This window comes from Labrys sp. F242 (assembly GCF_057813875.1).
In genome coordinates, this window is record NZ_JBVASG010000002.1 from 280,601 (window position 1) to 305,086 (window position 24,486).

The 24,486-nt window shown below is 65.5% G+C and carries 22 protein-coding genes and 1 tRNA gene; 15 read left to right on the forward strand and 8 right to left on the reverse strand.

Features of this window, described 5'->3' with window-relative positions; all coding sequences use genetic code 11:
• The first annotated feature begins 3 nt into the window (after positions 1–3).
• Entirely contained in the window at positions 4–909 is a 906-nt protein-coding gene (locus ACZYTC_RS16900; RefSeq protein WP_441772896.1) for a LysR family transcriptional regulator, read from the forward strand.
• 3 nt (positions 910–912) lie between these two features.
• Here ACZYTC_RS16900 and ACZYTC_RS16905 read toward each other — a convergent pair whose 3' ends face one another.
• Positions 913–1,683: a hypothetical protein gene (locus tag ACZYTC_RS16905; RefSeq protein ID WP_441772897.1), complete on the reverse strand. Its 771-nt coding sequence runs from the start codon at positions 1,681–1,683 to the stop codon at positions 913–915.
• A gap of 297 nt (positions 1,684–1,980) precedes the next feature.
• Here ACZYTC_RS16905 and ACZYTC_RS16910 point away from each other — a divergent pair, with 297 nt between their 5' ends.
• Entirely contained in the window at positions 1,981–2,292 is a 312-nt protein-coding gene (locus tag ACZYTC_RS16910; protein ID WP_441772898.1) for a hypothetical protein, read from the forward strand.
• A gap of 198 nt (positions 2,293–2,490) precedes the next feature.
• Here the strand turns inward: ACZYTC_RS16910 and ACZYTC_RS16915 are convergent.
• Positions 2,491–2,566, reverse strand: a tRNA-Ala gene (locus tag ACZYTC_RS16915).
• Between the two features lie 116 nt (positions 2,567–2,682).
• Here ACZYTC_RS16915 and cbiB point away from each other — a divergent pair.
• Positions 2,683–3,666, forward strand: coding sequence for an adenosylcobinamide-phosphate synthase CbiB (gene cbiB, locus ACZYTC_RS16920; protein WP_441772899.1), 984 nt, complete (start codon positions 2,683–2,685; stop codon positions 3,664–3,666).
• Positions 3,667–3,756: 90 nt separating this feature from the next.
• Here cbiB and ACZYTC_RS16925 read toward each other — a convergent pair whose 3' ends face one another.
• Positions 3,757–5,220 carry a cobyric acid synthase gene (locus ACZYTC_RS16925; protein WP_441772900.1) on the reverse strand — a complete coding sequence of 488 codons (1,464 nt, stop codon included), beginning with the start codon at positions 5,218–5,220 and terminating at the stop codon, positions 3,757–3,759.
• Between the two features lie 5 nt (positions 5,221–5,225).
• On the reverse strand, positions 5,226–5,996 hold the full coding sequence (locus tag ACZYTC_RS16930) for a class I SAM-dependent methyltransferase (RefSeq protein ID WP_434959323.1): 771 nt from the start codon (positions 5,994–5,996) through the stop codon (positions 5,226–5,228).
• Positions 5,997–6,237: 241 nt separating this feature from the next.
• On the opposite strand from ACZYTC_RS16930, the gene ACZYTC_RS16935 reads away from it, so the two are divergent.
• From ACZYTC_RS16935 to ACZYTC_RS16960, 6 genes are all read left to right on the forward strand, one after another.
• On the forward strand, positions 6,238–8,901 hold the full coding sequence (locus ACZYTC_RS16935) for a TIGR02302 family protein (protein WP_488990142.1): 2,664 nt from the start codon (positions 6,238–6,240) through the stop codon (positions 8,899–8,901).
• 246 nt (positions 8,902–9,147) lie between these two features.
• The gene (locus ACZYTC_RS16940; protein WP_434959321.1) at positions 9,148–9,747 is read left to right on the forward strand and encodes a DUF2585 domain-containing protein; all 600 of its coding nucleotides are present in this window, start codon (positions 9,148–9,150) and stop codon (positions 9,745–9,747) included.
• A gap of 160 nt (positions 9,748–9,907) precedes the next feature.
• Positions 9,908–11,050, forward strand: a complete 1,143-nt coding sequence (locus tag ACZYTC_RS16945) for an MGDG synthase family glycosyltransferase (protein ID WP_434959320.1) — start codon at positions 9,908–9,910, stop codon at positions 11,048–11,050.
• A complete protein-coding gene (locus ACZYTC_RS16950) occupies positions 11,047–11,577 on the forward strand; it encodes a hypothetical protein (protein WP_488990143.1) in 531 nt (176 codons plus the stop codon). The genes ACZYTC_RS16945 and ACZYTC_RS16950 overlap by 4 nt, the downstream gene beginning before the upstream one ends.
• A gap of 51 nt (positions 11,578–11,628) precedes the next feature.
• Positions 11,629–12,324: a hypothetical protein gene (locus tag ACZYTC_RS16955; protein ID WP_434959318.1), complete on the forward strand. Its 696-nt coding sequence runs from the start codon at positions 11,629–11,631 to the stop codon at positions 12,322–12,324.
• Between the two features lie 14 nt (positions 12,325–12,338).
• Positions 12,339–13,028 carry a hypothetical protein gene (locus tag ACZYTC_RS16960; protein ID WP_434959317.1) on the forward strand — a complete coding sequence of 230 codons (690 nt, stop codon included), beginning with the start codon at positions 12,339–12,341 and terminating at the stop codon, positions 13,026–13,028.
• A gap of 64 nt (positions 13,029–13,092) precedes the next feature.
• Here the strand turns inward: ACZYTC_RS16960 and ACZYTC_RS16965 are convergent, their stop codons facing one another.
• Entirely contained in the window at positions 13,093–15,519 is a 2,427-nt protein-coding gene (locus ACZYTC_RS16965; protein WP_434959316.1) for a GcvT family protein, read from the reverse strand.
• Positions 15,520–15,670: 151 nt separating this feature from the next.
• Positions 15,671–17,224, reverse strand: coding sequence for a trimethylamine methyltransferase family protein (locus ACZYTC_RS16970; protein ID WP_434959315.1), 1,554 nt, complete (start codon positions 17,222–17,224; stop codon positions 15,671–15,673).
• A gap of 401 nt (positions 17,225–17,625) precedes the next feature.
• Between ACZYTC_RS16970 and ACZYTC_RS16975 the strand changes: the two genes are divergently transcribed.
• The 4 genes from ACZYTC_RS16975 (at position 17,626) to ACZYTC_RS16990 (ending at position 22,061) form a co-directional block, all read left to right on the forward strand.
• A complete protein-coding gene (locus ACZYTC_RS16975; protein ID WP_488990144.1) occupies positions 17,626–18,786 on the forward strand; it encodes an iron-containing alcohol dehydrogenase in 1,161 nt (386 codons plus the stop codon).
• 98 nt (positions 18,787–18,884) lie between these two features.
• Positions 18,885–20,384 carry an aldehyde dehydrogenase gene (locus ACZYTC_RS16980; protein WP_488990145.1) on the forward strand — a complete coding sequence of 500 codons (1,500 nt, stop codon included), beginning with the start codon at positions 18,885–18,887 and terminating at the stop codon, positions 20,382–20,384.
• A gap of 19 nt (positions 20,385–20,403) precedes the next feature.
• Entirely contained in the window at positions 20,404–21,510 is a 1,107-nt protein-coding gene (locus tag ACZYTC_RS16985; protein ID WP_454812082.1) for a mandelate racemase/muconate lactonizing enzyme family protein, read from the forward strand.
• Positions 21,511–21,692: 182 nt separating this feature from the next.
• Positions 21,693–22,061 (forward strand): hypothetical protein, encoded by a 369-nt coding sequence (locus tag ACZYTC_RS16990; protein WP_488990146.1) that lies wholly within the window; start codon positions 21,693–21,695, stop codon positions 22,059–22,061.
• Between the two features lie 240 nt (positions 22,062–22,301).
• Here the strand turns inward: ACZYTC_RS16990 and ACZYTC_RS16995 are convergent, their stop codons facing one another.
• The gene (locus ACZYTC_RS16995) at positions 22,302–22,724 is read right to left on the reverse strand and encodes a hypothetical protein (RefSeq protein WP_488990147.1); all 423 of its coding nucleotides are present in this window, start codon (positions 22,722–22,724) and stop codon (positions 22,302–22,304) included.
• A 98-nt stretch (positions 22,725–22,822) separates the two neighbouring features.
• Here ACZYTC_RS16995 and ACZYTC_RS17000 point away from each other — a divergent pair, with 98 nt between their 5' ends.
• A complete protein-coding gene (locus ACZYTC_RS17000; RefSeq protein ID WP_488990148.1) occupies positions 22,823–23,143 on the forward strand; it encodes an MmcQ/YjbR family DNA-binding protein in 321 nt (106 codons plus the stop codon).
• A gap of 89 nt (positions 23,144–23,232) precedes the next feature.
• Complete coding sequence (locus ACZYTC_RS17005) at positions 23,233–24,066, forward strand: hypothetical protein (RefSeq protein WP_488990149.1); 834 nt, start codon at positions 23,233–23,235, stop codon at positions 24,064–24,066.
• 5 nt (positions 24,067–24,071) lie between these two features.
• Here the strand turns inward: ACZYTC_RS17005 and ACZYTC_RS17010 are convergent, their stop codons facing one another.
• Positions 24,072–24,446 carry a hypothetical protein gene (locus ACZYTC_RS17010; RefSeq protein WP_488990150.1) on the reverse strand — a complete coding sequence of 125 codons (375 nt, stop codon included), beginning with the start codon at positions 24,444–24,446 and terminating at the stop codon, positions 24,072–24,074.
• Between the last annotated feature and the right edge of the window lie 40 nt (positions 24,447–24,486).

Genomic DNA, 24,486 nt, shown 5'->3' on the forward strand with positions numbered 1-24,486 from the left:
ATCATGCGTTTCGATCTCACGGATTTGCGCCTGTTCGAGGCAGCGGTACGGGCTGGCAGCATTTCCGGCGGAGCCGAGCGCATGCATATGGCACTTGCCTCCGCCAGCGCCCGGGTGAGCGGCATGGAGGCCGCGCTCGGCACCGCCCTCCTCACCCGAAGCCGCCGCGGCGTCGAGCCGACCGCCGCCGGGCGGGCGCTCCTGCATCACGCCCGCACCATCACCGCCCAGGTCGAGCAGATGCGCGGCGAGCTGCTGTCCTTTTCCTCCGGCCTCAAGGGCGAGATCCGCATGTTGTCGAACACCGCCGGGCTGGTCGAGCTGGTGCCGGCGGCACTGCGCGTCTTCCTGGCCAGCCATCCCGGCGTCGATATCGATCTGGAGGAAAGAACCAGCGCCGAGATCGTCGAGGCTGTCAGCGCCGGCACGGCCGAATTCGGCGTGATCGCTGCTACCGCCGATCTGGCCGAACTGGAAACACGCGCCCTCGGCGTTGATCGCCTGGTGGCCGTAACGGCCAGCGCCAGCGCTCTCGCGGCCCGGCCGGAGATCGGCTTTGCCGAACTGATCGGCGAGCCTTTCGTCGGCCTCGCCGGGGGCGCCCTCACCGACCATCTCGCCCGCCAGGCCGGCCGCCTGGGACGGCGCATCGCCTACCGCGTCAGGCTGCGCAGCTTCGATGCCGTCGCTCGCCTGGTCGAGGCCGGCATCGGCGTCGGCGTACTGCCGCTCGCCGCCGTCGAGCGCTATGGCAGCCCGCACCTTGCCACGCTGCGCCTCAGCGACGGCTGGGCCGACCGGCACCTGGTGGTCTGCGCCAAATCCCTCGCCGGCCTGTCGATGCATGCCCGCCTGCTCATCGACGAACTCGAGCGGCAGGGGGCGTCTCCGCGAGATTTGACTGGCTAGATCTCAGGCAAACACCACCTCGACCGTGCCGAGTTCTCCGAAATCGGCAGTGAAGGCCTGGCCGGCCACCGCCTGCAGGATCAGCGGTCCCCCGCCGATGGCGATGAGGTTGCCCGGCGGCACCTGCCGGCTGCGGCGCGCCAGATAGAGCGAAAGATCCGCGATGGCTGCCCTGACATCGGCCATTACACCTTCGCCATGGCTGCGGCCAACCACGGCGCCGTTCATGCTGGCGACGACCTCCATTCCCTTGAGATCGGCCAGGTGCCGGTCGTAGACGGGCACGCCCCTGGAGGTCGCGACATGCAGGCCGAAATCGGCCGTCGCTGTCCAGGAATTGAGCGGCACCGCGCCCTTCACCCGTCGGCCGAGGATCGTGATCATCGGCACGCAGCCGATGATGGCCTCCTCGATCTGCGCCGATGTCACCGGATGGTGCGGATCGGGATAGGAATCCCCCATCAGCAGGCCGAGGCTCCATTCGGCGCCCAGGACACCCGGCGGCAGGCGCAAGAGGGTGTGACTGGGCAGCATGCTCGCACCGAGCAGCGGCCCGAACACCGGACCGTCGCATTGCAGGACGCGCCGGGTGGCCGGGATCGTCGCCGTTGCAAAGTAGCCCACGACATTGTCGTCCATGGCGGCAAGCGCCGCATCCTGGACCTCCTCCGCCATCTGCTCCGATGAAATCAGGTGAAGCGGAAGATCGCCGATGCCGCTGCCTGAGCGATTGGAAGCCAGCGCCTCACCGAGTTCGGCAACCGACGCTCTCATTCTCATCCTCGATCGGTTCAAAGCCCTGCCCAGCAGCGCATTATACGGCTTTCCAAAGCTGGCCTTCAAATCAAGAGAGCATAATATTCCGCCCGCGTTTCATAAACGCCGCATAAGGAAAATGGATCGAGCGAAGACGATCGCCTGCGTGGGTGCCGTCCCTGCGGACAATGATACTTGCGAACGATACCCTGTTCGCCGGGGAACACTTGTCTGCCGCCAGGTCTGCTTTGATTGCTCCGGCACCTCAGGGCAATCCGCGTTGTGGCGAAAATACACTGGGCGCCGGTGGATCGAATGAACATGCGCGCCTTCCTATCCGTCGCCCTCCTCGCCAATCTGGCAGCGGCCTGCACCTACGGTCCGGCTTCGATCGAGACCGTCAAACCCTTCACCGGAAACGTACCGAGAATTCCCGGTAATTACGCCACTGAAGCCAGGCTGCCGAAGCCGGCGCGGGATCTGCCCACCATCGGCGTGCGAAGCACCCCGGAGTACCCGAGCGCATCGAACGACTATCAAAGCTGCGTGAATGGAGCGACCCGGCACGAAGTCAACAATGTTGCCGGTGTCGAAGCCTGCAACGGGGCCTATGCCTACGCACAATGAGCCGAAATCGCACCCGGCCAGCCTGAACGCGGCGGGACGATGGCGCGGGCGGGAACGGTGACGCCGCTCGACCTATGCCATTAAGTAAACTTAATGTGAGTCAGATCGCCTGCCGGAATGCGATTGCGGGTGCACAAAAGGCGAAGACTTTACCGGGTATTTAAGGTTTCCCTGCCACGCATGGAGCGCGAAGCGGGATGGTGGAGCTGATGAGATTCGAACTCACGACCTCTGCAGTGCGATTGCAGCGCTCTCCCAACTGAGCTACAGCCCCGGCTGCCCGGAAGCGTCGCCATTTAGTGTTCGCGCCTCCCTCCTGTCAAGCGGCCTTGCCACGCATGCTCGTTCGGAGCGGGGTCGGAATCGATCAAGTTTGGTTTTGCCGTATCGATGGATGTTTTCTCTAGAATTCTCAGTCTGGCGATCGCCTGGGCTTTCGAAATGGTCTTCGGCTATCCGCGCTGGCTTTATGCGCGGATCGGCCACCCTGTCACCTGGATGGGCACCCTCATCGGCTGGCTCGACCGGCGGCTGAACTTCGCGGAGGACGCCCCTTCCACCCGCCGGGGCGCCGGCATCGTCGCCACCGGCATCCTGGTGCTGATCGCCGGGCTCGGCGGCTACATCGTGGAGCGGCTCTGCCTTTCCGTCACCTACGGCTTCATTCCGCTCGGCCTGATCGCCTCCTCGCTGATCGCCTCCAAAAGCCTGGGCGACCATGTCGAGGATGTCGCGCACGGGCTGGAGGTCGGTGGCCTGGCCGGCGGACGCAAGGCGGTCTCGATGATCGTCGGGCGCAATCCCGAGACCCTGGACGAGCCGGGCGTGTGCCGTGCCGCGATCGAGAGCCTGGCCGAGAATTTCTCCGACGGCGTGGTGGCGCCGGTGTTCTGGTATGCCCTGTTCGGCCTGCCCGGCATCGCCGTCTACAAGATCATCAACACGGCCGATTCGATGATTGGCCACCGTACCCCGCGCTACCAGGCCTTCGGCTGGGCCGCCGCGCGGCTCGACGACTGGCTGAACCTCATCCCCGCCCGCCTGACCGCCCTGATCATCAGCGCGGCCGCCTTCATCAGCCATCGCCGGGGGCGGGCCGCCATCGCCGCCGTGCGGCGCGACGCCGGCAAGCATCGCTCGCCCAATGCCGGCTGGCCCGAGGCGGCCATGGCCGGCGCACTCGACCTGCGCCTCGCCGGCCCGCGCATCTATGGCGAGACCCTGGTGGAAGACGCCTATATGGGCAATGGCCGGGCCGATGCCGGCGCGACCGATATACGCCGCGCCCTCGATCTCTACCACATGGCCTGCGTGATCCTGTCGGCCGTGATCGGCCTGCTGACCTTCTACCTGATCTACAAGCAGTATCAGTGAGCGCATCCCCTCTCCCGGGTGGAGGGAGGGGTTGGCGTGAGGGCTTGCCGGCGCACGTGCACCCGCGATGAGCGATTTGGCGCCTCCGCCCTACAGCCCGGCAATCCGCGCGATCGCCGCCATGTCGAGATGGCCGGCGAGATGGGCGGCGAAGACGTCCAGCGTCTCTTCCACCACGGCTTCATAGGCCAGCGTACTGCCCTGCCCGCCGAGGCGGGTGAGCCAGGCGGCGCGCTGGCGGTCGTCGGCGAACAGGCCATGCACATAGCAGCCGGCGATACGGCCATCCGCCGAGGCAGCCCCATCGGCGCTGCCGTCGTCGAAACGCAGCAGCGGGCGAGCGAGCGCCGGCCCCTCGGTGACACCGACATGCATCTCATAGCCCGAGAAGGGTGCATCGTCCGCGCAGCTCTTCCCGCTTACCGCCACCAGACGCTTGTCGCCGCCGAGGCGCGTGACGGCGTCGAGGAGACCGAGGCCGTCGACCTCGCCCGGCGGCCCCTCGATGCCGTCGGGATCGGCAATGCGCCTGCCGAGCATCTGGTAGCCGCCGCACAGGCCGAGGACATGGCCGCCGCGCCGGACATGGGCGGATATGTCGATGTCCCAGCCCTCACCGCGCAGGAAGGCGAGGTCGGCGATGGTCGCCTTCGAACCGGGCAGGATGACGAGATCGGCCACCGGCAGGGGCTGGCCGGGCTTCACCATGACGAGATCGACCTCCGCCTCCTGGGCTAGCGGATCGAGATCGTCGAAATTGGAGATGCGCGGCATCATCGGCACCGCAATGGTCAGCTTGGCACCGGCACGACGGGAACCGTAGGAGCCGAGCGCCAGCGCATCCTCGGCCGGCAAGCGAGCGGCCTGCGGAAAATGCGGCACCAGGCCGAGGGCCGGCCAGCCCGAGCGCTCAGCGATGAAGGCCATGCCGTCGGCGAACAGGCTGGCATCGCCGCGCATCTTGTTGACGATGAAGCCCCGGATCAGGGCGGCATCCTCCGGATCGATAGCCGCCTGGGTGCCGAGGATCTGCGCGATCACACCGCCGCGGTCGATGTCGCCGGCCAGCAGCACGGGCGCGTTCACCGCGCGGGCAAAGCCCATATTGGCGATGTCGCCGGCGCGCAGGTTGACCTCCGAGGCCGAACCCGCTCCCTCGACGAGCACGAGATCGGCTTCGGCCCTCAGACGCTCGAAGCTGTCGAGCACATCAGCCATCAGCGCGGGCTTGAGCGCCTGGTAGTCACGCGCGCGAGCCGAGCCGCGCATGCGGCCCTGCACGATGATCTGGGCGCCGATCTCCGATTGCGGCTTCAGCAGCACCGGGTTCATGTGCACGCTGAGCGCGACCCGCGCCGCCCGGGCCTGGAGCGCCTGCGCCCGGCCAATCTCGCCGCCATCCTCGGTGACGGCGGCGTTGTTCGACATGTTCTGCGGCTTGAAGGGACGGACCCTCAGGCCTTGGTCGGCGAAATGGCGGCAGAGCCCCGCCACCAGCAGCGACTTGCCGACATCCGAGCCCGTGCCCTGGATCATGAGGATTTTGGCGGTCATCGGCGTCACGAACTCCTGCGCAGCCGCCCCAAGGGAATGAAGTCCGGCGACGTCGGCGTACAGGGCCGGCGCTCCCAGTCACCATACCAGGCCTCCACCTCCAGGCCCGCTTCGTCCAGCGCCTGTTCCAGCTCGGAACGCGAGGCAAAGGCAATACGCGAATGGGACGACAGCATCCGCCCCTCAGCAAGGATGCGATAGTGGGTGCCGTAGGTCACGATATCGGTGGCGGGGTCATGCGCGACGTCGTTCCAGGCCTCCACGGGCCCGAAACGTGGATGCTCGATCCGCCGGCTCGACTGCTCCGGCGTCCATTCGCGCCATTCGGCCACGGCCGGGTTGCGGCTATCGAAGATGAAGCGCCCCTCGGGCTCCAGATGTGCCGCGATCGTGCGCAGGGCGGCGATACGATCCTCCGGCGTGAGGAAGACCTGGAAGGCATGGCCGGTCATCACGATGAGGTCGAAGCGGCGGCCGAGACGCACGGTCCGGCCGTCGCCCTGCACCCAAGTCACCCTATCGCCCCCCGGGCGGCGGCGGGCAATATCGAGCATGGCAGTGGCGGGATCGACGCCAAATACGGTGCACTCAGGCTGAAGCGCCACTTCCGCCGCAAGATCGCCCGTGCCGCAGCCGAGATCGAGCACCGAAGCGCAGGCCGCCGCCAGAGACGCGCAGCATGCGCGATCGGCGCTCCACTCGTTCTCGACGTCATAGAAGCTGGCGATATCCGGATCCTCATAGAGCCGGTCGGGGCGGGCATTGTCGTGGTTCACGGGCTTGTCGATCCTGCTCAGCTCACGGGAGGAATTGCCTGCCTATCACCCCTATCCGGTGCCGCAAAGTCCGCCGATTCGCGACGCGTATTGCAACACCCTGTGCCCGACTGAACAGGCTTTGGTGCCAAACACGCATTTGGACATGGATTCGCCACGCACAGGCTTATGATGGGCGGGTACTGGAATCACCCGGCTGGGCTGTTTATCCTGCCGCCGATCGAGATATTTGGATGATGGCATGGCTGATCCCAAGGCAGGCATGAGCGAGGAAGCGGCCCGCGACGCGCGTGCCTTCGATACGCTCGTGCTGCGTGCAAGGCTTGCCCTATTCTGGGAACGAACCTGGCCGCGCCTGGCCGTGCCGCTGGGCATCGCCGGCCTGTTCGTGGCGCTGAGCTGGTTCGATCTGTTCGCCGTGCTGGCGGGCCTGCCGCGACTTCTCCTCTTCCTGGTCTTCCTTGCCGGTCTCCTCGCCTCGCTCTGGCCGCTCACCCGCTTGCGGCTTCCCAATCGGGATGCGGCGCTGCAGCGCATCGACCAGGCTATCGGCCTGCCGCATCGGCCGGCCACCACCCGTCAGGACAGGATGGTGCAAGGAGGCGGGGACCCGCTCGCCGAAGCGCTATGGCGCCGGCATCTGCGCCTCGCCTTGGAGGCGAGCCGCCGCGTGCGCCTCGGCCTTCCCTCGCCGGGCCTGCCGCAGCTCGATCGCTATGGCCTGCGCGTCGGTGCCATCCTGGCCCTGTTCGTCGGCTTCTTCTATGCCGGGGCCGAACGCCTGCCGCGCCTCCTCGACGCTCTTGCCTCCCCCAGACACGACATCGCTGCGCTGTTCTCAGGCGAAAACGGCGAACAGCCTGGCATGCGCATGGACGCCTGGGTGACGCCGCCGCCCTATACGCGCCGCGCGCCCCAGGTCCTCTCGCAGGCCAATCAGGGCGCGCCGATCCCGGTGCCGCAGGGCTCCGTCCTGGTCGTGCGCCTTGCCGGCGACAAAGGCGCGACAATCTCGGGCACCGAGATCGCGGCACAGGCCGGCACCGAGGACGTCCCCTCTTCGGCGGCGACGGATCAGGAAGCGGCCGTCGTCGAAAAACGCCTCAAGCTGATGGCCGATACCGGCGTCGATATCAGGCATGGCGACGGCAGCCTGACGCGCTTTGTCTTCACCGTCATCCCCGACAGGCCGCCCACCATCGCCTTCGAGGGGCCGGTGAAGCCCGACGGCAAGGGCGGCATGATCTTCAGCTACAAGATCGACGATGACTACGGCGCCACCGCCGTCGAAAGCCAAGGCACGCTGTTGACGGATGGCCATCCGCTCTATCAGCCGCCGAAGATCGCCCTCTCCGCGCCGGCAGGCCATGCCCGCTCCGGCACGGTGACGGCGACGCGCAATCTTTCGGCCGATCCGCTGGCTGGCGCGACCGTCAAGATGACGCTGGTGGTGCGTGACGATGCCGGCAATGAAGGTCGCAGCGAGCCGCAGGACGTCACCCTGCCCCAGCGCGAGTTCCAAAATCCGCTCGCCCGCGCCCTGGTGGAGCAGCGCCTCAACCTGGCCGTCGATGCCAACCAGGCCCGCGAGATCAAATACGCGCTGGAAGCGCTGATGATCGCGCCGGAGGACTTCACCAAGGACGCCGGCCTCTATCTCGGCCTGCGGACCGTGCGCGACCGGCTCGACCGCGCCAATTCCGATGACGCCTATCGCGACGCCGCCGACTATCTCTGGCAGATCGCGCTCGCCATCGAGGAGGGCGACGGCACGCTCGCCGAACGCCGACTCAAGGCCGCGCGCGAAAAGCTGAAGGAAGCGCTGGAACGCGGTGCCTCGCCAGAGGAGATCGAAAAGCTCACCCAGGAATTGCGACAGGCCCTCAACGATTTCCTGCAGGACTATGCCAAGCGCCAGCAGCAGGCCCTCAAGCACAATCAGAAGCCCGGCGACAAGCCCGCGCGCAACATCACCCCGGAGGAATTGAACAAGCTGCTCGACCAGCTCGAGAATTCGGCCAAGAACGGCAAGAAGGACGATGCGCAGAAGCTGCTCTCGCAGCTCGACGACATCCTCAACAACCTGGCCAATCCCGAGGACAGCGTCGGCCAGGGCGATCCCTCGATGCAGCAGATGCAGCAATCGCTCAACGACATGGGCAAGATGATCCTGCGCCAGCAGCGCCTGCGCGACCAGACCTATCGCCAGAACCAGCCCTTCGGTCAGGGACAGGAGGGCCAGGGACAGGACGGACAAGGGCAAAACGGACAGGGCCAGGAGGGCCAAGGTCAGAGCGATCAAGGCCCGGGTGATCAAGGCCAAGGCGGACAGGGTCAGGGCGGACAGGGTCAGGGGCCGTCTGGCCAGGGGCAGCAAGGCCAAAACGGGCAAGGGCAGCAGGGCAACCCGGATCAAGGCGGCCAGGGCGAGGCTTCCCCCTCCCTCGACCAGCTGAAGGAGCGCCAGCAGGCGCTGCGCCAGCAATTGGAGAAGATGCAGAAGAATCTGCGCGAGAGCGGCGCGGAGACACCCGGCTCCCTGGGTGAGGCCGGGCAGGCCATGCGCGATGCCGAAAACCAGCTCGGCGAGCAGGATGGTGAAAACGCCGTCAATTCGCAGGGGCGGGCGATCGAAGCCATGCGCAAGGCGGCAAAGGGGCTCGCCGAGCAGATGGCGCAGGCCCGCAAGAACGGCAAGGGCCCGCAGCAGGGCAACAACCGTGGTGGTCGCGATCCTCTCGGCCGGCAACTCAACGGCCCCGACCCCGGTGCGGACGGATCGACCGAAGCCTCCCCCTCGAGGCGCGCCGGTGAAGTGCTGAACGAACTGCGCCGCCGCCTCGCCGATCCCAACCGCCCCAAGGCGGAGACGGATTACCTGGAGCGCCTGCTCAACAAGCAGTGAACGATCACTCGAAAGCAGGCGGAGCGCCTGCGTTCGCCCTTAACACTGGCTTGCTCCTGGGACGGCTTCGAAGGCGGGAAGGAAGACACCTGCCAAGGGCCTATTCGGCTCGGCCGAGCCTGGCGCAAACCTTCAATGCCACGGCGCCTCAATGCATGGCGATGCCCGTTGCGCGCGCCGGCGCCACCTTGCCAAAGTCGGTCAATGGTGGGACACACGCCCGGTCATAAAGGAACCGGCCGCGCCATGAATCCCTCCTCCGAAACGGTCGCAGGAAGCGCCAATTCTACCTCGGCGCTGCGCTACTGGCTGGCCGGCGCGGGCCTGATCGCCCTCGCGGCGCTGATTCTCTTCGCCATGGGCCGCAATCCGATCTGCACCTGCGGCACGGTGAAGCTCTGGGTCGGCGATCCCAACACCGCCGACAATTCCCAGCACATCGCCGACTGGTACACGCTCTCGCACGTCATCCACGGCTTCCTGTTCTTTGGCCTGTTCTGGCTGGTGGCGCGGGGTCGCCCGCTGGGCTTTCGGGCCCTCTTGGCTCTGGTGGTCGAGGCGGGCTGGGAGATCCTCGAAAACAGCCCGCTGATCATCAACCGCTATCGCGAGGGCACCATCGCGCTGGGCTATGAGGGCGACAGCATCCTGAACTCGGTGAGCGACATCCTGTTCATGCTGGTGGGCTTCCTCATCGCCTCGCGCCTGCCCGTCTGGGTGACGGTGGCGCTCGCCATCTTCTTCGAGCTGCTCGCGCTCTATGCCATCCGCGACAATCTCACCCTCAACGTCCTCATGCTGGTCTACCCGATCGCCGGCATCAAAGCTTGGCAGGGCGGACTGTAAGGCTTCCCGGCCGGTTGACAAATCGGCCTCTCCCTCCCCAAGTCGCAGCATTGCGAAGGGAACCGACCGCCTCGGCCAAAGCGTTTTACGATTTGACGTAATCGGCAAGAATCGCAAAGACGCGTTGAAGTGATGAGCTAGAATAATAGGGTCTTCGGTCATGAACGCGCTTTGCTCCGGCGCACGCCGCATCCTCTTCCTCAGCGTCTCCGCTGGAGCCGGCCATATGCGGGCAGCCGAAGCGCTGAAGGAAGCCACGCTCTTGCTGGCGCCCGATGCCAAGGCGATGCATCTGGACGTGATGGACTATGTGCCGTCGACCTTCCGCAAGATCTACACCGATTATTACATCAAGCTCGTCACCAAGCATCCGGCCCTGTGGGGCATGCTCTACCAGGCGAGTTCGGAAGCCCAGCCCGACGCGGTCTCCCAGAAATTGCGGCGGGCGGTGGAACGCCTCTCGACCCGGCCGCTGCGCAGCGCCATCGACGATTTCGCGCCCGACGCCATCGTCTGCACCCATTTCCTGCCGGCCGAACTCCTGATGCGCGAGATCGGCAAGGGGCGGCTCGACGTGCCGGTCTTCGTGCAGATCACCGATTTCGACCTCCACCGCATGTGGGTGATCCCGCGCATGTCCGGCTTCTTCGCCGGCAATGAGGAGGTCGCGTTCCGGCTGCGTGCCCATGGCATCGAGGCAGACCATATCCACGTTACCGGCATTCCGATCATGCCGGCCTTCGCGCAGAATCATGACCGCGCCGCCTGTGCCGCCGCCTTCGGGCTCGATCCCGCCAAGCGCACCTATCTGTTGATGGGCGGCGGTGCCGGCCTCGGCGTCGGGCCGGTGGCCAAGCGCCTCATCGCCGCCGATCCCGAGCTCCAGCTCGTGGTGCTGGCCGGCAAGAACAAGAAGACGCTGGAGGAACTCGAGGCCCTGGCCGCGAGCCAGCCCGGCCGGCTCTTTCCGCTCGGCTTCACCAATGAGGTGCCACGCCTGATGGCGGCGGCGGATCTCGTCATCACCAAGCCCGGGGGCCTGTCCACCTCCGAATGCCTGGCGATGGGCGTGCCGATGCTGCTCAGTTCCCCCATCCCAGGGCAGGAGGAGCGCAACGCCGATTATCTCATGGAGAACGGCGCGGCCATGAAGGCCATCGACGAGATCGGACTCGAGTACCATGTCGCCCTGCTGAAGGCCGAGCCGGGGCGCCTGGAAACCATGCGCCGCCAGGCCGGCACCCTCGGCCGCCCCGAGGCCGGGCGGGACGCCATGCGCATCGTGCTGGAGGCTCTGGCGTGACCGGCCTCGACCTTCCGCACGCCCCGGCCGTAGCGCGGCGCGGCGGCCTCGCCCAACCGCTGGTGCTCGTCGTCCTGGTGCTCGTGCTCGCCTTCTTCTTCGCCAATGTCGAGATCCAGATCGAAGGCGGTCATGGTTGGGCTACCAGCCTGCCGACCTGGCGCATCGAGCATCACTGGCTGCTCGACATCTTCTGGGGCGGCCGGCCCATGACCGGCTATCACGCCTGGGTGTTCCCGTTCATGGCGATCTTCTTCCATTTTCCTCTGGTGTTCGCCTGGGCCTGGTCCTGGCGGCTGGAAGCGCGCGTGATCGCCTGCATCATGATCTTCTGGCTGAGCGAGGACTTCCTGTGGTTCGTCCTGAACCCCGCCTTTGGCCTCGCCCGCTTCAGCCCCGAATTCGTGCCCTGGCACATCCACTGGTTCTGGGTGGCGCCGGTGGACTACTGGACGATGTCGACTGCGGGCATCGTACTGCTTATCTGGTCTTATCGGGGCTGGGAACGCCTGTTTCCGAAGGCATAGACGAAACCGCGAAAATCGGCTCCAAGGACGATGTTCCTTCAGGGTTGCACGATGATTCGCCGCTCACTGTCCTTTGCATTGCTTTGCGTTTTACTTGCCGCCTCGCCCGCCCTTGCCCGAGACGCCGGCATCTGCCGCGGCTTCAATATCGAGGACGATCCGCTCGGCGTCGATCTCTACGAAGTCACCGCGCCGGGCCGGACCTATTTCGTCAAGAGCGCCTCTTCGGACGGCGAGGATTGCCCCTCGACCTCGGCCGAATGCCAGGCCCGCAGCTTCCTGATCACCGGCGACCGCGTGGTGGTGAACCGCACTTCCGGCGGCTTTGCCTGCGCGAGCTATCTCAACCGCAAGGGTTCGGACGTGGCGCTGTGGCTGCCCCTCTCGGCCCTGCGCAAGAGCAATGTCCAGCCCGATTGGAAAGGCAATTGGCGCAACGCCGAAGGCAACGCCATCCTCGATATCAAGGAAATCAAGGGCGGTGACATCTCGGTGAACGGCTCGGCCTCCTATAACAACGGCCAGAGCGTCAATACCGGCGAATTCAACGTCTTCGGCGAGGCGCGGGAGTCGACGCTCACCTTCGCCTATGACGGCGAAAAACAAGGGCGCATCGAAGATGCCCGCAGCGGCGACGGCACCTGCACCGTGCGCATGGCCCAGCTCGGCCCCTATATCGCGGTGGTCGACAACAATGCCTGCGGCGGGTTGAACGTCACCTTCACCGGCCTTTATTTCAGGCAATGATCAGAGAAAGAGACATGTTCCGTTCCAGTCTGGCCGCCGTAGTGCTGCTCGCCGCCGCCACCGGTTCCGCCTTCGCCGCCAACGGCGTCTGCCGCGGCTTCAACTTCCAGAACGACCTTTCCGCCATCGGCCTCTACGAGGTTGCCGAGAGCGGACGCACCTTCTTCATCAAGGGACCAACCAGCCAGCGTGAAAGCTGCCCGTCCCTCTCGCCGGCCTGCCGGCAGCGTTCCTTCCTGGTCGAGGGCGACAAGGTGGTGGTGAACGAGATCGAGGGCGATTTCGCCTGCGCCAACTATGTCGACCGCAAGGGCACGGACATTGCGAGCTGGCTGCCCTTGTCATCCCTCTCGCGGGTCCAGGTCCAGCCGCGCTGGGACGGCCGCTGGAGCACCTATGACGGGCGCTCGGTCATCACCATCAAGACGACCGGCAACGGCCGCATGTTCGTGCGCGGCAACGCCACCTACGATGCCGGTTCCTATGTCAACACAGGCGAATTCGAGGTCGAGGGCGACGCCAACGAGCAGGACTTCGCCTTCGGCTATTATGGCGGCCAGCAGATGGGCTATGAGGAGGCCAATGCGGGCCCCAAGCGTTGCGCGGCCCGCATGGTCCAGCTCGGGCCCTATATCGCGGTGATCGACAACGATGCCTGCGGCGGCGAGAACGTGCGCTTCACGGGGCTTTATTCGCGGCAGTGATTGGAGCGCGAACATCTCAGCAACATGAATGCATGTCGCTGAGATGTTCGCGCACCAGATTTGCCTACCCCCGCATCCTCAGCCCCTTGGGATCGAACAGCGGCTCGGGCGCCACCCTGGCCGGGCGGCGGTCACCGATGATCTCGATCTCATAGGGCGCCGAGGCGTCGAAGGCCGCCGCCTCGACATAGCCGAGCGCCACCGAGGCCTTGGCGTGATGGGCATAGCCGCCCGAGGTGACCCAGCCCACCACCTTGCCATCGAGCCAGATCGGCTCGTCGCCGATGACGTCGGCATCAAGGGCGTCGACCACGAAGGTGGCGAGGCGGCGCCTGGGGCCTTCATCGCGGGCGCGCAGCAATGCATCGCGTCCGATATAATCGTTCTTCTGGGTCGAGACGAAGCGCTCGAGCCCAGCCTCCCAGGGCGTATATACAGGCCGGTATTCGCGCGACCAGGAGCCGAAGCTCTTTTCCAGGCGCAGCGAGTTGAGGGCGCGCCCGCCGAACAGCCTGATGCCAAGACCGGCGCCTTCCTTCATCAGCAGATCGAACAGCGCGCGCTGGTGCTCGGGCTTGACCCAGATTTCATAGCCGAGATCGCCCGTATAGGTGACGCGCCCGATCAGGGCGGGCAGGATGCCGACATTGAAGCGGCCGACCGCCATGAACGGGAAGGCCTCCTTCGAGAGATCGGCGTCAACGAGGCGGGCGAGGAGTTCGCGCGACTTCGGGCCGGCGATCTGCAAGCCGACGAGGTCGAGGCCATGGGCGCGCAAATTGACGCCGGCCTCGGGCAGGCGGGCCTGGAACCAGCGCATGTGATATTGCTCGGCAAGCCCCGAGCCGAAGATCATGAAGCGGTCGTCGGCCTCGCGAGCCAACGTGAAATCGCCGATCAGCATGCCGTTTTCGTTCAGCATGGGCGTGAGCACCATGCGCCCCCTCGCCGGCAGGCGGTTGGGCAGGATGGTATCGAGCCAGGCTTCCGCCCCCTTGCCTGAGATCTCGTATTTGGCGAAGTTCGAGATCTCGAGCAGGCCGACGCCCTCGCGCACCGCGGCACTCTCGGCGGCGACATGCGGGAAGTCATTGGCGCGGCGGAAGGAGAAATCGTCCTTGGCCTCTTCCTTGGAGGGCGCGAACCAGAGCGCGTGTTCCAGGCCGTTCATGTCGCCGAACACGGCGTTGTGGCTCTCCAACCGGTCATAGACAGGCGTGGTGCGAAAGGGACGAGCCGCCAGCAGTTCCTCGTTGGGGAAGCGTATCCGGAAGCGGCGGGCGTAGTTCTCGCGCACCTTGGCGTTGGTGTGGGAGAGCGTGGTCCAGTCGCCATAGCGGGCGACATCCATGCCCCAGACGTCGAAGCCGGGATCGCCATGCACCATCCAGTTGGACAAGGCGAGGCCGACGCCGCCACCCTGGGAGAAGCCGGCCATGACGCCGCAGGCCACCCAGTAATTGCGCAGGCCCCTGATCGGGCCGACCAGCGGGTTGCCATCCGGCGCGAAGGTGAAGGGTCCGTTGATGACGCGGCGGATGCCGGCATTCTCGAAGGCCGGGAAGTGACGGAAGCCGACTTCCAGCGACGGGGCGATGCGGTCGAGATCGGGTTCGAGCAGGTTCTGGCCGAAATCCCAGGGCGTGGTCTTCTCCGACCAGGGCACGCAAGCCTGCTCATAGGTGCCGAGCAGCATGCCGCCGCGCTCCTGGCGCATATAGATCTCGCCCTCGAAATCGAGCGCGGTGATCACCTCCTTGCCGGTGGAGGCGTTGATCTCGGCGACCTCTGGCATGTCCTCGGTGAGGAAGTACATATGCTCCATGGCGAGCACGGGCAGCTCGAGGCCGACCATGCGGCCGCATTCGCGCGCCCACAGCCCGCCGCAGTTCACCACATGCTCGGCGTGGATATTACCCTGCTCGGTGACGACGTCCCAGCTGCCGTCCTCGCGCTGGGCCATGTCGACGACGCGGTTGCGCAGCACGATCTCGGCGCCGAGGATCTTCGCCGATTTCGCATAGGCGTGGGTGGTGCCGTAGGGGTCGAGATGGCCCTCCAGTGGATCGTACATCGCACCGGCGAACTGCTTTTCGTCGATCAGCGGCATCAGCTTCTTGGCTTCGGCGGCTGAGATGATCTCGGTGTGCATGCCCAGATACCGGCCCTTGGCATGGGCCATCTTCAGCCAGTCCATGCGTTCCTTGGTGCCGGCCAGCATGACGCCACCGGTGAGATGCAGGCCGCAGGACTGGCCGGACAGTTCCTCGATCTCCCGGTAGAGCTCCACGGTATATTGCTGCAGCTTGGCGACATTGGGATCGCCGTTAAGCGTGTGGAAGCCCCCCGCGGCGTGCCAGGTCGAACCCGCCGTCAGCTCCGCGCGCTCGATCAAGGTGATGTCCGTCCAGCCGGCCTTGGCGAGATGGTAGAGCACCGAGCAACCGACGACGCCACCGCCGATGACGAGGACACGGGTGTGGGATTTCATGGGGGAGTTCCTTGGTGTGGGATTCCCATCTCCCAGGTTGGGAAAGGGGCCAGGGGTGAGGGTTGGGACCAACGCCTATCCCCTCCCCCCCAGCCCCCAGGCCATTCCAAGTGGAATGGCCGATACCGACTCGGGAGAGGGGAGTAACGTTTCAAAAATCCGTGGGCGCGCCGCCCTCTTCCTTGCGCTTCGCCACGAAGGCCGCGAGTTCCTCGCGGATGGTCGGATCCATCGGCGGTTCCTCATAGGCAGCGAGGCGTTCCTTGTAGATCCGGTTGGCGCGGTCATAGCCGGTGGGCGATCCCGCCTCCTGCCAGGTCTCGTAATTGCGCCAGTCGGAGATCATCGGAGCGAAGAAGGCATTGCGATAGCGCGCCTGGGTGTGGGCGCAGCCGAAGAAATGGCCGCCGGGCCCGACCTCGCGGATCGCCTCCAGCGCCAGTTCGTCGTCATCGACCTGGAAGGGCATCAGGAAATGCGTGATCATGTCGAGAAGGTCGGCATCAACAACCATCTTCTCGAAGCTCGCATGCAGGCCACCTTCCATCCAGCCGGCGCCATGCATCAGCAGGTTGACCCCGCCCATCACCGCGCCCCACAGCGAGAACACGCTTTCATAGGCGGCCTGTACGTCAATGGTGTTGGCCGCGCAGGTGTTAGAGGAACGGTAGGGCAGGCCGTAGCGGCGGGCGAGCTGGCCGCCCACCAGCGCCGCCTTCATCTGCTCAGGCGTACCGAAGGCGGGCGCGCCGGTCTTCATGTCAACATTGGAAGTGAAGCCGCCATAGGCGAAGGGCGAGCCCGGCCGCACCGACTGGGCCAGCACCAGCCCGGCTAGCGCCTCGGCATTCTGCTGGGCCACGGCGCCGGCTATCGTCACCGGCGCCATGGCGCCCGCCAGGGTGAAGGGCGTCAGCACAGTAACCTGGTTGCGGCGCGCCATCTGGATCACGCCCTCCATCATTGGCGTATCCAGGCGCAACGGCGAGGAGGAGTTGATGATGGTGAAGAGCGAGGGTTCGCGCTCCAGCGTCTCCTGGTCGATGCCGCGGGCGATGCGCGCCATCTCGATGGCGTCGAGATTGCGCTCGCGGCCCAGCGAATAGGCGTGGATCGGCTTGTCCGACAGGGTCAGCATGTCCGAGAGCGCATCGAGATGGCGCACGGAGGCATGGATGTCGGCCGGCTCGACCGGATAGCCGCCCCACAGATGGATAGTGTCGAGCGTCTGCCCAAGCCGGATGAGGTTCTGGTAGTCCTTGCGGTTGCCAGGCCGGCGGCCGCCCTCGCGGTCGGCCACATTGGGGGCGCTCGCAACCGAACAGAAGGCGAGATGATCGCCGCCGAGCACCACGTTGCGGGCCGGATTGCGCGCATGCAGCGTGAAGCTTTCAGGTGCGAGGCCAATCTTGGCCTCCACCAGACCGCGGGGAAAGCGCACCCTGTCGGAACCCGGGTCAACCTCGGCGCCTTCGGCCTTGAGAATGGCCTTGGCCTCGGCATGCAGCACGTCGAGGCCGATCTCTTCCAGGATCTGCAGCGCGGCAAGATGGATGGCCTCGAGCTGGTCGTCCGAAACGGCCTTCACCGCCGGAAACGGACGCCGGGGCTGGGGCTTGCGCGCCGGGGCCGCACCACCGGCACGCTGGCGCTCCTCGCGGCCACGGCGGCGCGGCCGCTCCGAGGTTTCGAGCGAAAGTTCCATCGGAGTTTCCATGGCGTGCCATTCCCCTGTCCGAAGAGCACGGGCCCGTCATCCCCGGCCGGGCCCTTTATGGGCGAGTGGAAGGGGATCCAGGGGCCACGAGGCATTTTGGGCTCCTGGATCCCCTTCCCGAGGCCTGCGGCCTCGCCGGGGATGACAGCACTCTTCGATTCACGAATTCGAAGAGAGCCTAGCGCGCACCTGGACCTGCCGCCACGGCGAAACGGCGCTATCGTTTTTTTGGATCGGGCCATCGAATAAAGGCGCACACGGCGCGCAGGGAGCGGAGATAGAGTTGGTGTGCCGGTCTGCTCAGCTCCATCGAAATCGATGGAGCGGGACCGGCATCTTCCGGCCTCCCATGCCGGTCTGAAGACCGGCACACCGAAACAGAGTTCCCCATGTCCCGCTACCAGCTTTCCCATCTGCCACGCATCACCGGAGGGCCGGGGGCCCGGGAACTCGCCGGCGAGCTTGCATCCGCCAGGCTCGGCAAGGGGGCGCAGGTGCTGCTGGTCGCCGATCCCGGCCTGAAGGCGACCGGCCTGATCGACGATGTCGAGGAGTCGCTGCGCAAGGCCGGGCTCGGCGTCTCCGTCTTCACCGAATTCGGTGGCGATCCCACCATTGCCTCGGCCGATGCCGCAGCCGCCCAGGCACGGCGCACCAAGGCCAAGGCTGTGATCTCGCTCGGCGGAGGCTCCGCTCTCGACCTCGGCAAGGTGGTAGCCGCCGTCGCGACCACGGCCGCCACGGCCCGGCGCTCCGCGCAGGACTACGAATTGTGCAAGCGCCCCTTTCCACGCAAGCGCCTGGTCTCGCTGGTCATCCCCACTACCTCCGGCACGGGCTCCGAATGCACCCGCACCGCCATCCTCACCCGCTCGGACAAGGCCAAGGTCTGGCTCTGGGGCGAGGAGCTCAAGCCCGACGAGGTGATCCTCGATCCGGAAACCACGCTCTCTTTGCCGCCGGTGCTGACGGCCTGGACCGGCATCGACGCCCTGGTCCACGCGCTGGAGGCCACCACCAACGGCAACGCCACGCCGGCCAACAACGTCTATGCACATGAGGCCATCCGCCTCGCCGTCGCCAACCTGCCCGATGCCGTCGGCAAGGGCAGCGACCTCGCCGCCCGCGAGGGGCTGCAGCGCGCCGCGGCGCTGGGGGGCATCGCCATCGACAATTGCGGCACCGCCGTCGCCCATAATATCGGCCATGCGCTGGGCTCGCTCCGCCCGGTCCAGCATGGCCGCTCGGTGGCGCTCGGCATGATCGCCACGCTCGATTGGAACATCGAAGGCGATGACGGGCGCTTCGCCGCCGCCGCGCGGGCGATGGGGCTCGCATCATCAGCCGCCTTGCCCGCCGCCTTCGAGAAGCTGGTGCGCGCCATCGGTATCAAGGTCTCGCTTGCCGACGAATTCGCCGGCATCACCTCGACGCGCCTCGCCGAGCAGATGGCCCGGCCCGAAAATGCCGCGATGCGCACGTCCAACCGTCGCACGATCGAGGAGGCCGACCTGATCCGCTTCGCCGAACGCGTGCTGACGCAGGCCTAGGAGCGCGGACATCTCAGCGACATGCAAGCATGTCGCGATGTCCGCCCCTCGTTTCCAAAAGCGGACAGGATGTCCGCGCTCCTCCCAGGATCCTCCCCATGCTCACCACCCCCCTCACCCGCTCCGACTGGGAAGCCAAGGCCGCAGCCCTCAAGCCGGAAGGCCGCGCCTTCATCGGCGGCCGCTACGTTCCCGCTCTTTCCGGCAAGACATTCACGAAGACCTCACCCATCGACGGCCGGACGATTGCCGAGGTCGCCGATTGCGGCGCCGAGGACATCGAGGCGGCCGTGACATCAGCCCGCGCCGCCTTCGAGGATGGGCGCTGGCGCCTGAAGCCGCCAGCTGAGAAGAAACGCATCCTGCTACGCTTCGCCGAGCTGATCCGGGCCGATCTCGAGCATCTGGCTTTGCTTGAAACCCTCGACGTCGGCAAGGTCATTGGCAACTCGCTCGCCGTCGACGTGCCCTTCTGCGCCGACTGCATCCAGTATTACGCCGAGTTCGCCGACAAGAGCTTCGACGAGGTTGCGCCAACCGGACCCAACGATCTCGCCATTGTCAGGCGCGAACCGCTCGGGGTGATCGGCGCCATCGTGCCCTGGAACTACCCGCTGATCATCACCGCCTGGAAGATCGGCCCTGCCTTGGTCGCCGGCAACTGCGTGGTGCTGAAGCCGGCGGAGCAGTCGCCACTCTCGGCGCTGCGTCTGGGCGAACTCGCCCGACAGGCCGGCCTGCCGGACGGCGTGCTCAACGTTGTGCCCGGTTTCGGCGAGAAAGCCGGCAAGCCCCTGGCACTGCATCCTGACGTCGACATGATCTCCTTCACCGGCTCTACCGAAGTGGGCAAGCTGATGCTGCGCTATGCCGGCGAGAGCAACATGAAGCGCGTGGCGCTGGAATGCGGCGGCAAGAGCCCGCATGTCGTGCTTGGTGACGCCGATCTCGACGCCGCCGCTTCCGGCATCGCCTGGGGCATCTTCTATAATCAGGGCGAGACTTGTCACGCCGGCTCGCGCGTGATCGCCCATGCCTCGATCAAGGACGAACTGGTCCGGAAGATCGGTGAGGTCGCCAAGAGCCAGATCCCACTCGGTCATCCGCTCGATCCAACAGCCCAGATGGGCGCCCTGGTCGAAAAGGGCCATATGGAGCGCGTGCTCAGCTATATCGACATCGGCACACGCGAAGGCGCGACGGTGGCCCATGGCGGCAGCCAGGCGATGGCAGGGAGCGGCGGCTACTATGTCGAGGCCACCATCCTCGACGGTGTCGAGCCGCAGCACCGCGTGGCTCGCGAAGAAATCTTCGGCCCGGTCGTGGTCGTCAGCACCTTCACCGGCGAGAGCGAAGCGCTGCGCATGGCCAATGATTCCATCTACGGCCTCGCTGCCGCGGTGTGGACCGGCAATATGAACGCCGCGCACCGCTTCACCTCGGGCATTCGCGCCGGCACGGTGTGGGTGAACTGCTTCGACCGCTCTTCGCTCGCCACACCTTTCGGCGGCTTCCGGCAATCGGGCTTCGGCCGCGACCGCTCCCCCCACGCCATCGAGAAGTACATGGATTTCAAGACAGTGTGGACAGCGTACTGATTTGGAGCGCGGACATCCCATGAAAATCACCGGCATCGAGATCACCCATCACCGCCTGCCCCTCGACCCGCCCTTCCATGCGAGCTGGGATTCGAAGCCGCGCACCGCCTTCGACGCCACCATCGTGCGGGTGACCACCGATGAGGGCCTCACCGGCTATGGCTCCGGCGACACCATGACCGGCTTCGAGGGCCATGAGCGCTTCTTCATCGGTCAGGATCCGATGGCAATCGAACGCCATTACCGCATCCTCTCCAACATCCAGTTCCATTACGGCCGTTGCTGGCCGCTGGACCTGGCATTGTGGGACCTCGCCGGCAAGATCACCGGCCAGCCGGTGTGGAAGCTGCTCGGCGGCCTTTCGAACAAGGTGGCCGCCTATGCCTCCTCGGGCACGCTGCGCAAGCCCGAGGAACTCGCCGACGCGGCCGAGGCCTATCTCGGCCAGGGCTTCAAGGCACTGAAGATCCGCTTCCATCGCGGCGACTGGCGGGCCGACATCAAGGCGTTGGAGGCGGTGCGGGCCCGTATCGGCAACCGGCTCGACCTGATGGTCGACTGCAACCAGGGCTGGCGCATGTCCTGGGACGCCTATGCGCCCTGGACGCTCAAGGAGGCGATCCCTGTGGCCCGCGAACTCGAACGGCTCGGCGTCTACTGGATGGAGGAGCCACTGCACCGCTCCGACCGGGAAGGCATGCGGCGCCTGCGCGAAATGGTCGACATCCGCATCGCCGGCGGCGAGATGACGCGCGAGCTCTACGAGTTTCGCGACCTCATCCGCGATGGCTGCCTGGACGTGCTGCAGCCCGACGCCGCCTTGGTCGGCGGCATCACCGGCCTGCGCCGCGTCGCCGCGATGGCGCAGGAGAACAATCTCACCTTCACGCCGCATACCTGGACCAATGGCATGGGCGTCGCCGCCAACTGCCACCTGACCGCGGGCCTCGCCGACGCGCCCTTCATCGAATTTCCCTACGACCCGCCGGAATGGAGCCTGCCGCGCCGCGACTTCATGATGGCCGAGCCCCTGGCGGTCGACGCCGAGGGCATGATCACGCTAAGCGAAACGCCCGGCATGGGCTACGCGCTGGATGAGAAGATGCTGGAGAAGACGCGGATCTGATTTGCCACCGCATGCATCCTTGCTTGCCCTCAGGAACACCCTACTCTCCGGCAAGGGAAGAGCTGGCGAGACGCCGAGCCGTAGGGCGGTCTCCTGCAACGCCTTTCCATCGAACCATCATTGGGCCATCGGTCGGAGCCGTGCGAAAGAGCAGCATTGAGGCACTCGTAGCAAGGAATGGCATGTCGCCAGGCACACGAACTACCACCACATTCGCCCAGATCTGGACACGCTTCCACGGGCGCCTCCTCCTCATTCTCCTGCTCGGCCTCTTGCAAATCTGCATCGCCACCGCGACCTTGCTTTTCCTGACCATGGTGTCCTGGGCATACACCAGCGGCGACATTCAAGCCGGATTGGCCGGGGGCCCGGAAGACTGGATGCCTTTCCCAGTGATCGCGGCGGTCCTCCTCGTCATCATCGGCACCGCGATGATCATTCTGATGCGCCGCGAGTTCCCTCTACTCACGCTTTGGTGGCGTCTGTTTCTATGCGCCATGCCCATGCTGATCGCATGGGGACTCTGCGCCTCTATAATCCGTTCTGGCTAGTCGCAGGCAAGGCCGGTCGTCTCAGGTGCCATCAAAACCTCAGCGCGAACATGCCCTCGGACCGTTGATCAGGCAGATGAGAGCGCACCCCAAGGCCCGCAGAAGACGACGAACAGCCCGCATGGGCTACATGCTGGATGAGGTGATGCTGACGACGATGCAGTTGGGCTGAGGAGCGCCCTTTTTTTGCGCCGGTTGGCTCTACCGTCGACTAGGCAAAGCCACTATAGGCTCCGCCCTCTACCGCCCCCGATGCCGCGATAGCACCAGGGTTGCTCGTGCCCTGATACCGGGAAAGCGGGTGTTCACCCCGCTCCAGCGCCAGAACAGCCGGTTGCCTCGCCGCCAGGCCGTCACCATGCCGCCGTCGACGCAGGTGCCGCGGCCGTAGCGGATATGCTCGCGGTAACGCACGATGGCGCCGTGCTGGCTGCGCCGGATCAGCACCCCGCCGCAATGCAGGCTGGGATAGTCGATGCGGGCGTTGCCGTTGATGTCGAAGACGAGATGGATGCGCCAGCGGCTCGGCGGCGCGCCGCGCTCGCTCTGCACGCCGGTACCGACCCAGGCGAGAGGGCGCTTGGCCGGCAGCGTGGCGGCAAGCGCCGGAACCGTCGCGGCGACGAACAGGAAAGTGAGGACGAGACAGAGCATGGTCTTCATCCCCTTTGCCTAGCCAGAGCCGCGGGCCTTGGCAAGACGATGTCACTCATGGTTGCGAAGAGGTAAGCTCGACTTCGAAATAGCGGGGAAAACGCATCATGGCCGATGCCGGTGATTTCAGGCGGATCGCCCTGTCGCTCGCGGGCACCAGCGAGGCGCCGCATTTCGAGCGCACCGCCTTCAAGGCCGTGCGCATCTACGCCACCCTCGCCCCCGACGGCCTGAGCGCCAATCTGCGCTTCACGCCGGAAGAGCAGGAATTCAAATGCCTGCTTGCCCCTGATGTCTTTCGCCCTGTTGCCAATGCCTGGGGCCTGCAGGGCTGGACCACGCTCACTCTCTCAGCCGCGAGCGAAGCGGAATTGCAGGACGCGCTCGCGATGGCGTGGAGGCATGGTGCTGCAGCCAAGAAGAAGTGATGCGATTGCGTATCCATCGTCTTGTACGGCTTGCTTCCGATCCCATCGCATGAGAAGTAGCGGCGGAGAGTAGCAAGCGAAGGGCTGACGTGACCGAACATATTGCAATTGGGGCTGTCTATGCGCGTGCCTGGGAATTGTTCCGGCGACGCTTCGTTGTCCTGATATTGCTCAACTTGCTTCAGATCGCTGGCCTTATAGTAAGTCTATTCCTGCGTGATTTTATTGCTCTAACCTATTTCTTCTCGAAATATCCCTCTTACTATTTTCTATTCGTCCACCCCGCCAGCTTGATCGGCCTGCCAATAGCCGGCAGCACCCTGTTTCTGCTCGCCAGCATGAGCATGGTACTGGTAACAGGTCGGGACCGTTTTCACGGCGGGCATGGTTTCTGGCGTTCCCTGTTGCGGCGTTTCGTACCGGCCCTCCTCGCCGTCATACTTTGGTTCGTAGCGCTTGCCCTCATCCATTACGGCTGGAGGCTTGTGATCGGCAGCGTGTCGCAGACCTTTCCGAGCGTCACGATGCGTGTCGGCCTCAGCCTCGCGTGGCTCGTGCTGCAGACTGCCATCTCGACCTTCTTTTTTGCGGCTTTACCGGCCGCCACACTGGAGCAAGGCGGCCCGCTCAGGGCCATTCGCCGCAACCTGTCTCTCACGGCTGGGCAGCGCTGGCGGATCGGCGCCATCATCTTGATGTTGATTCTCGCTTTGGTCTTGATCTTGGCGATACTTCTAACCGCCATCCGGCTGATTGGGTTTGGGCTCAGCCTCTACGATTTCAAGATACTTTTCGTCGTATTCTTGATTGCTCTCAGCCTCATCATGCTCTGCCTCACCCTGGTGATCACGGCAGCCTATCAGCAGATGGCGCGCCTCAAGGACGGCATTTCGACTGAGGAAGCCGCCAAGATTTTCGAATAGGGCTTTCAGGATTCCTTGGCCCGCGCCACGCGCGTTTCCCCCTCTGCCACCGTCTGCGCATTGGAGAGTTCGTCAACGCGCAGAGGCACGCGGTACCAGCGCCCCGCCAAGGCTACGACGAGAAAGGCGGCGGCCAGCAAGGCGGAGACGGGCACGAAATCCAGCTCCAATCGTCCCAAGGCGAGTTTGAGCAAGACGAGGAAGAGCAGCAGAAAGGGCACCAAGGCGGTCGCGGCCGTCGATGTCACGGCGGGGCCGAGGGTGAGGCCGACCTTGCAATCGTACTGGAGGCAGCGCGCCGAGCCCGTCGGCCCGAGCGTCAGCTCGCGCCAGAAGGCGAGGCAGGGTGCTTGCCCGCAATGCGTACACCGATTGATCATTGCGTGCCCCCGAAGCAAAGCGTTCACGACAGAACGGCTT

Coding starts and splice junctions, on each gene's coding strand:
- ACZYTC_RS16970 (WP_434959315.1), bottom strand. CDS start 17,224: ATGGAACTTTCGCTCGAAACCTCGGAGCGGCCGCGCCGCCGTGGCCGC.
- ACZYTC_RS16980 (WP_488990145.1), top strand. CDS start 18,885: ATGCTCACCACCCCCCTCACCCGCTCCGACTGGGAAGCCAAGGCCGCA.
- ACZYTC_RS16975 (WP_488990144.1), top strand. CDS start 17,626: ATGTCCCGCTACCAGCTTTCCCATCTGCCACGCATCACCGGAGGGCCG.
- ACZYTC_RS16925 (WP_441772900.1), bottom strand. CDS start 5,220: ATGACCGCCAAAATCCTCATGATCCAGGGCACGGGCTCGGATGTCGGC.
- ACZYTC_RS16960 (WP_434959317.1), top strand. CDS start 12,339: ATGTTCCGTTCCAGTCTGGCCGCCGTAGTGCTGCTCGCCGCCGCCACC.
- ACZYTC_RS16965 (WP_434959316.1), bottom strand. CDS start 15,519: ATGAAATCCCACACCCGTGTCCTCGTCATCGGCGGTGGCGTCGTCGGT.
- ACZYTC_RS16905 (WP_441772897.1), bottom strand. CDS start 1,683: ATGAGAGCGTCGGTTGCCGAACTCGGTGAGGCGCTGGCTTCCAATCGC.
- ACZYTC_RS16900 (WP_441772896.1), top strand. CDS start 4: ATGCGTTTCGATCTCACGGATTTGCGCCTGTTCGAGGCAGCGGTACGG.
- ACZYTC_RS16945 (WP_434959320.1), top strand. CDS start 9,908: ATGAACGCGCTTTGCTCCGGCGCACGCCGCATCCTCTTCCTCAGCGTC.
- ACZYTC_RS16940 (WP_434959321.1), top strand. CDS start 9,148: ATGAATCCCTCCTCCGAAACGGTCGCAGGAAGCGCCAATTCTACCTCG.
- ACZYTC_RS16955 (WP_434959318.1), top strand. CDS start 11,629: ATGATTCGCCGCTCACTGTCCTTTGCATTGCTTTGCGTTTTACTTGCC.
- ACZYTC_RS17010 (WP_488990150.1), bottom strand. CDS start 24,446: ATGATCAATCGGTGTACGCATTGCGGGCAAGCACCCTGCCTCGCCTTC.
- cbiB (WP_441772899.1), top strand. CDS start 2,683: ATGGATGTTTTCTCTAGAATTCTCAGTCTGGCGATCGCCTGGGCTTTC.
- ACZYTC_RS16935 (WP_488990142.1), top strand. CDS start 6,238: ATGGCTGATCCCAAGGCAGGCATGAGCGAGGAAGCGGCCCGCGACGCG.
- ACZYTC_RS16910 (WP_441772898.1), top strand. CDS start 1,981: ATGAACATGCGCGCCTTCCTATCCGTCGCCCTCCTCGCCAATCTGGCA.
- ACZYTC_RS16990 (WP_488990146.1), top strand. CDS start 21,693: ATGTCGCCAGGCACACGAACTACCACCACATTCGCCCAGATCTGGACA.
- ACZYTC_RS17000 (WP_488990148.1), top strand. CDS start 22,823: ATGGCCGATGCCGGTGATTTCAGGCGGATCGCCCTGTCGCTCGCGGGC.
- ACZYTC_RS16985 (WP_454812082.1), top strand. CDS start 20,404: ATGAAAATCACCGGCATCGAGATCACCCATCACCGCCTGCCCCTCGAC.
- ACZYTC_RS16995 (WP_488990147.1), bottom strand. CDS start 22,724: ATGAAGACCATGCTCTGTCTCGTCCTCACTTTCCTGTTCGTCGCCGCG.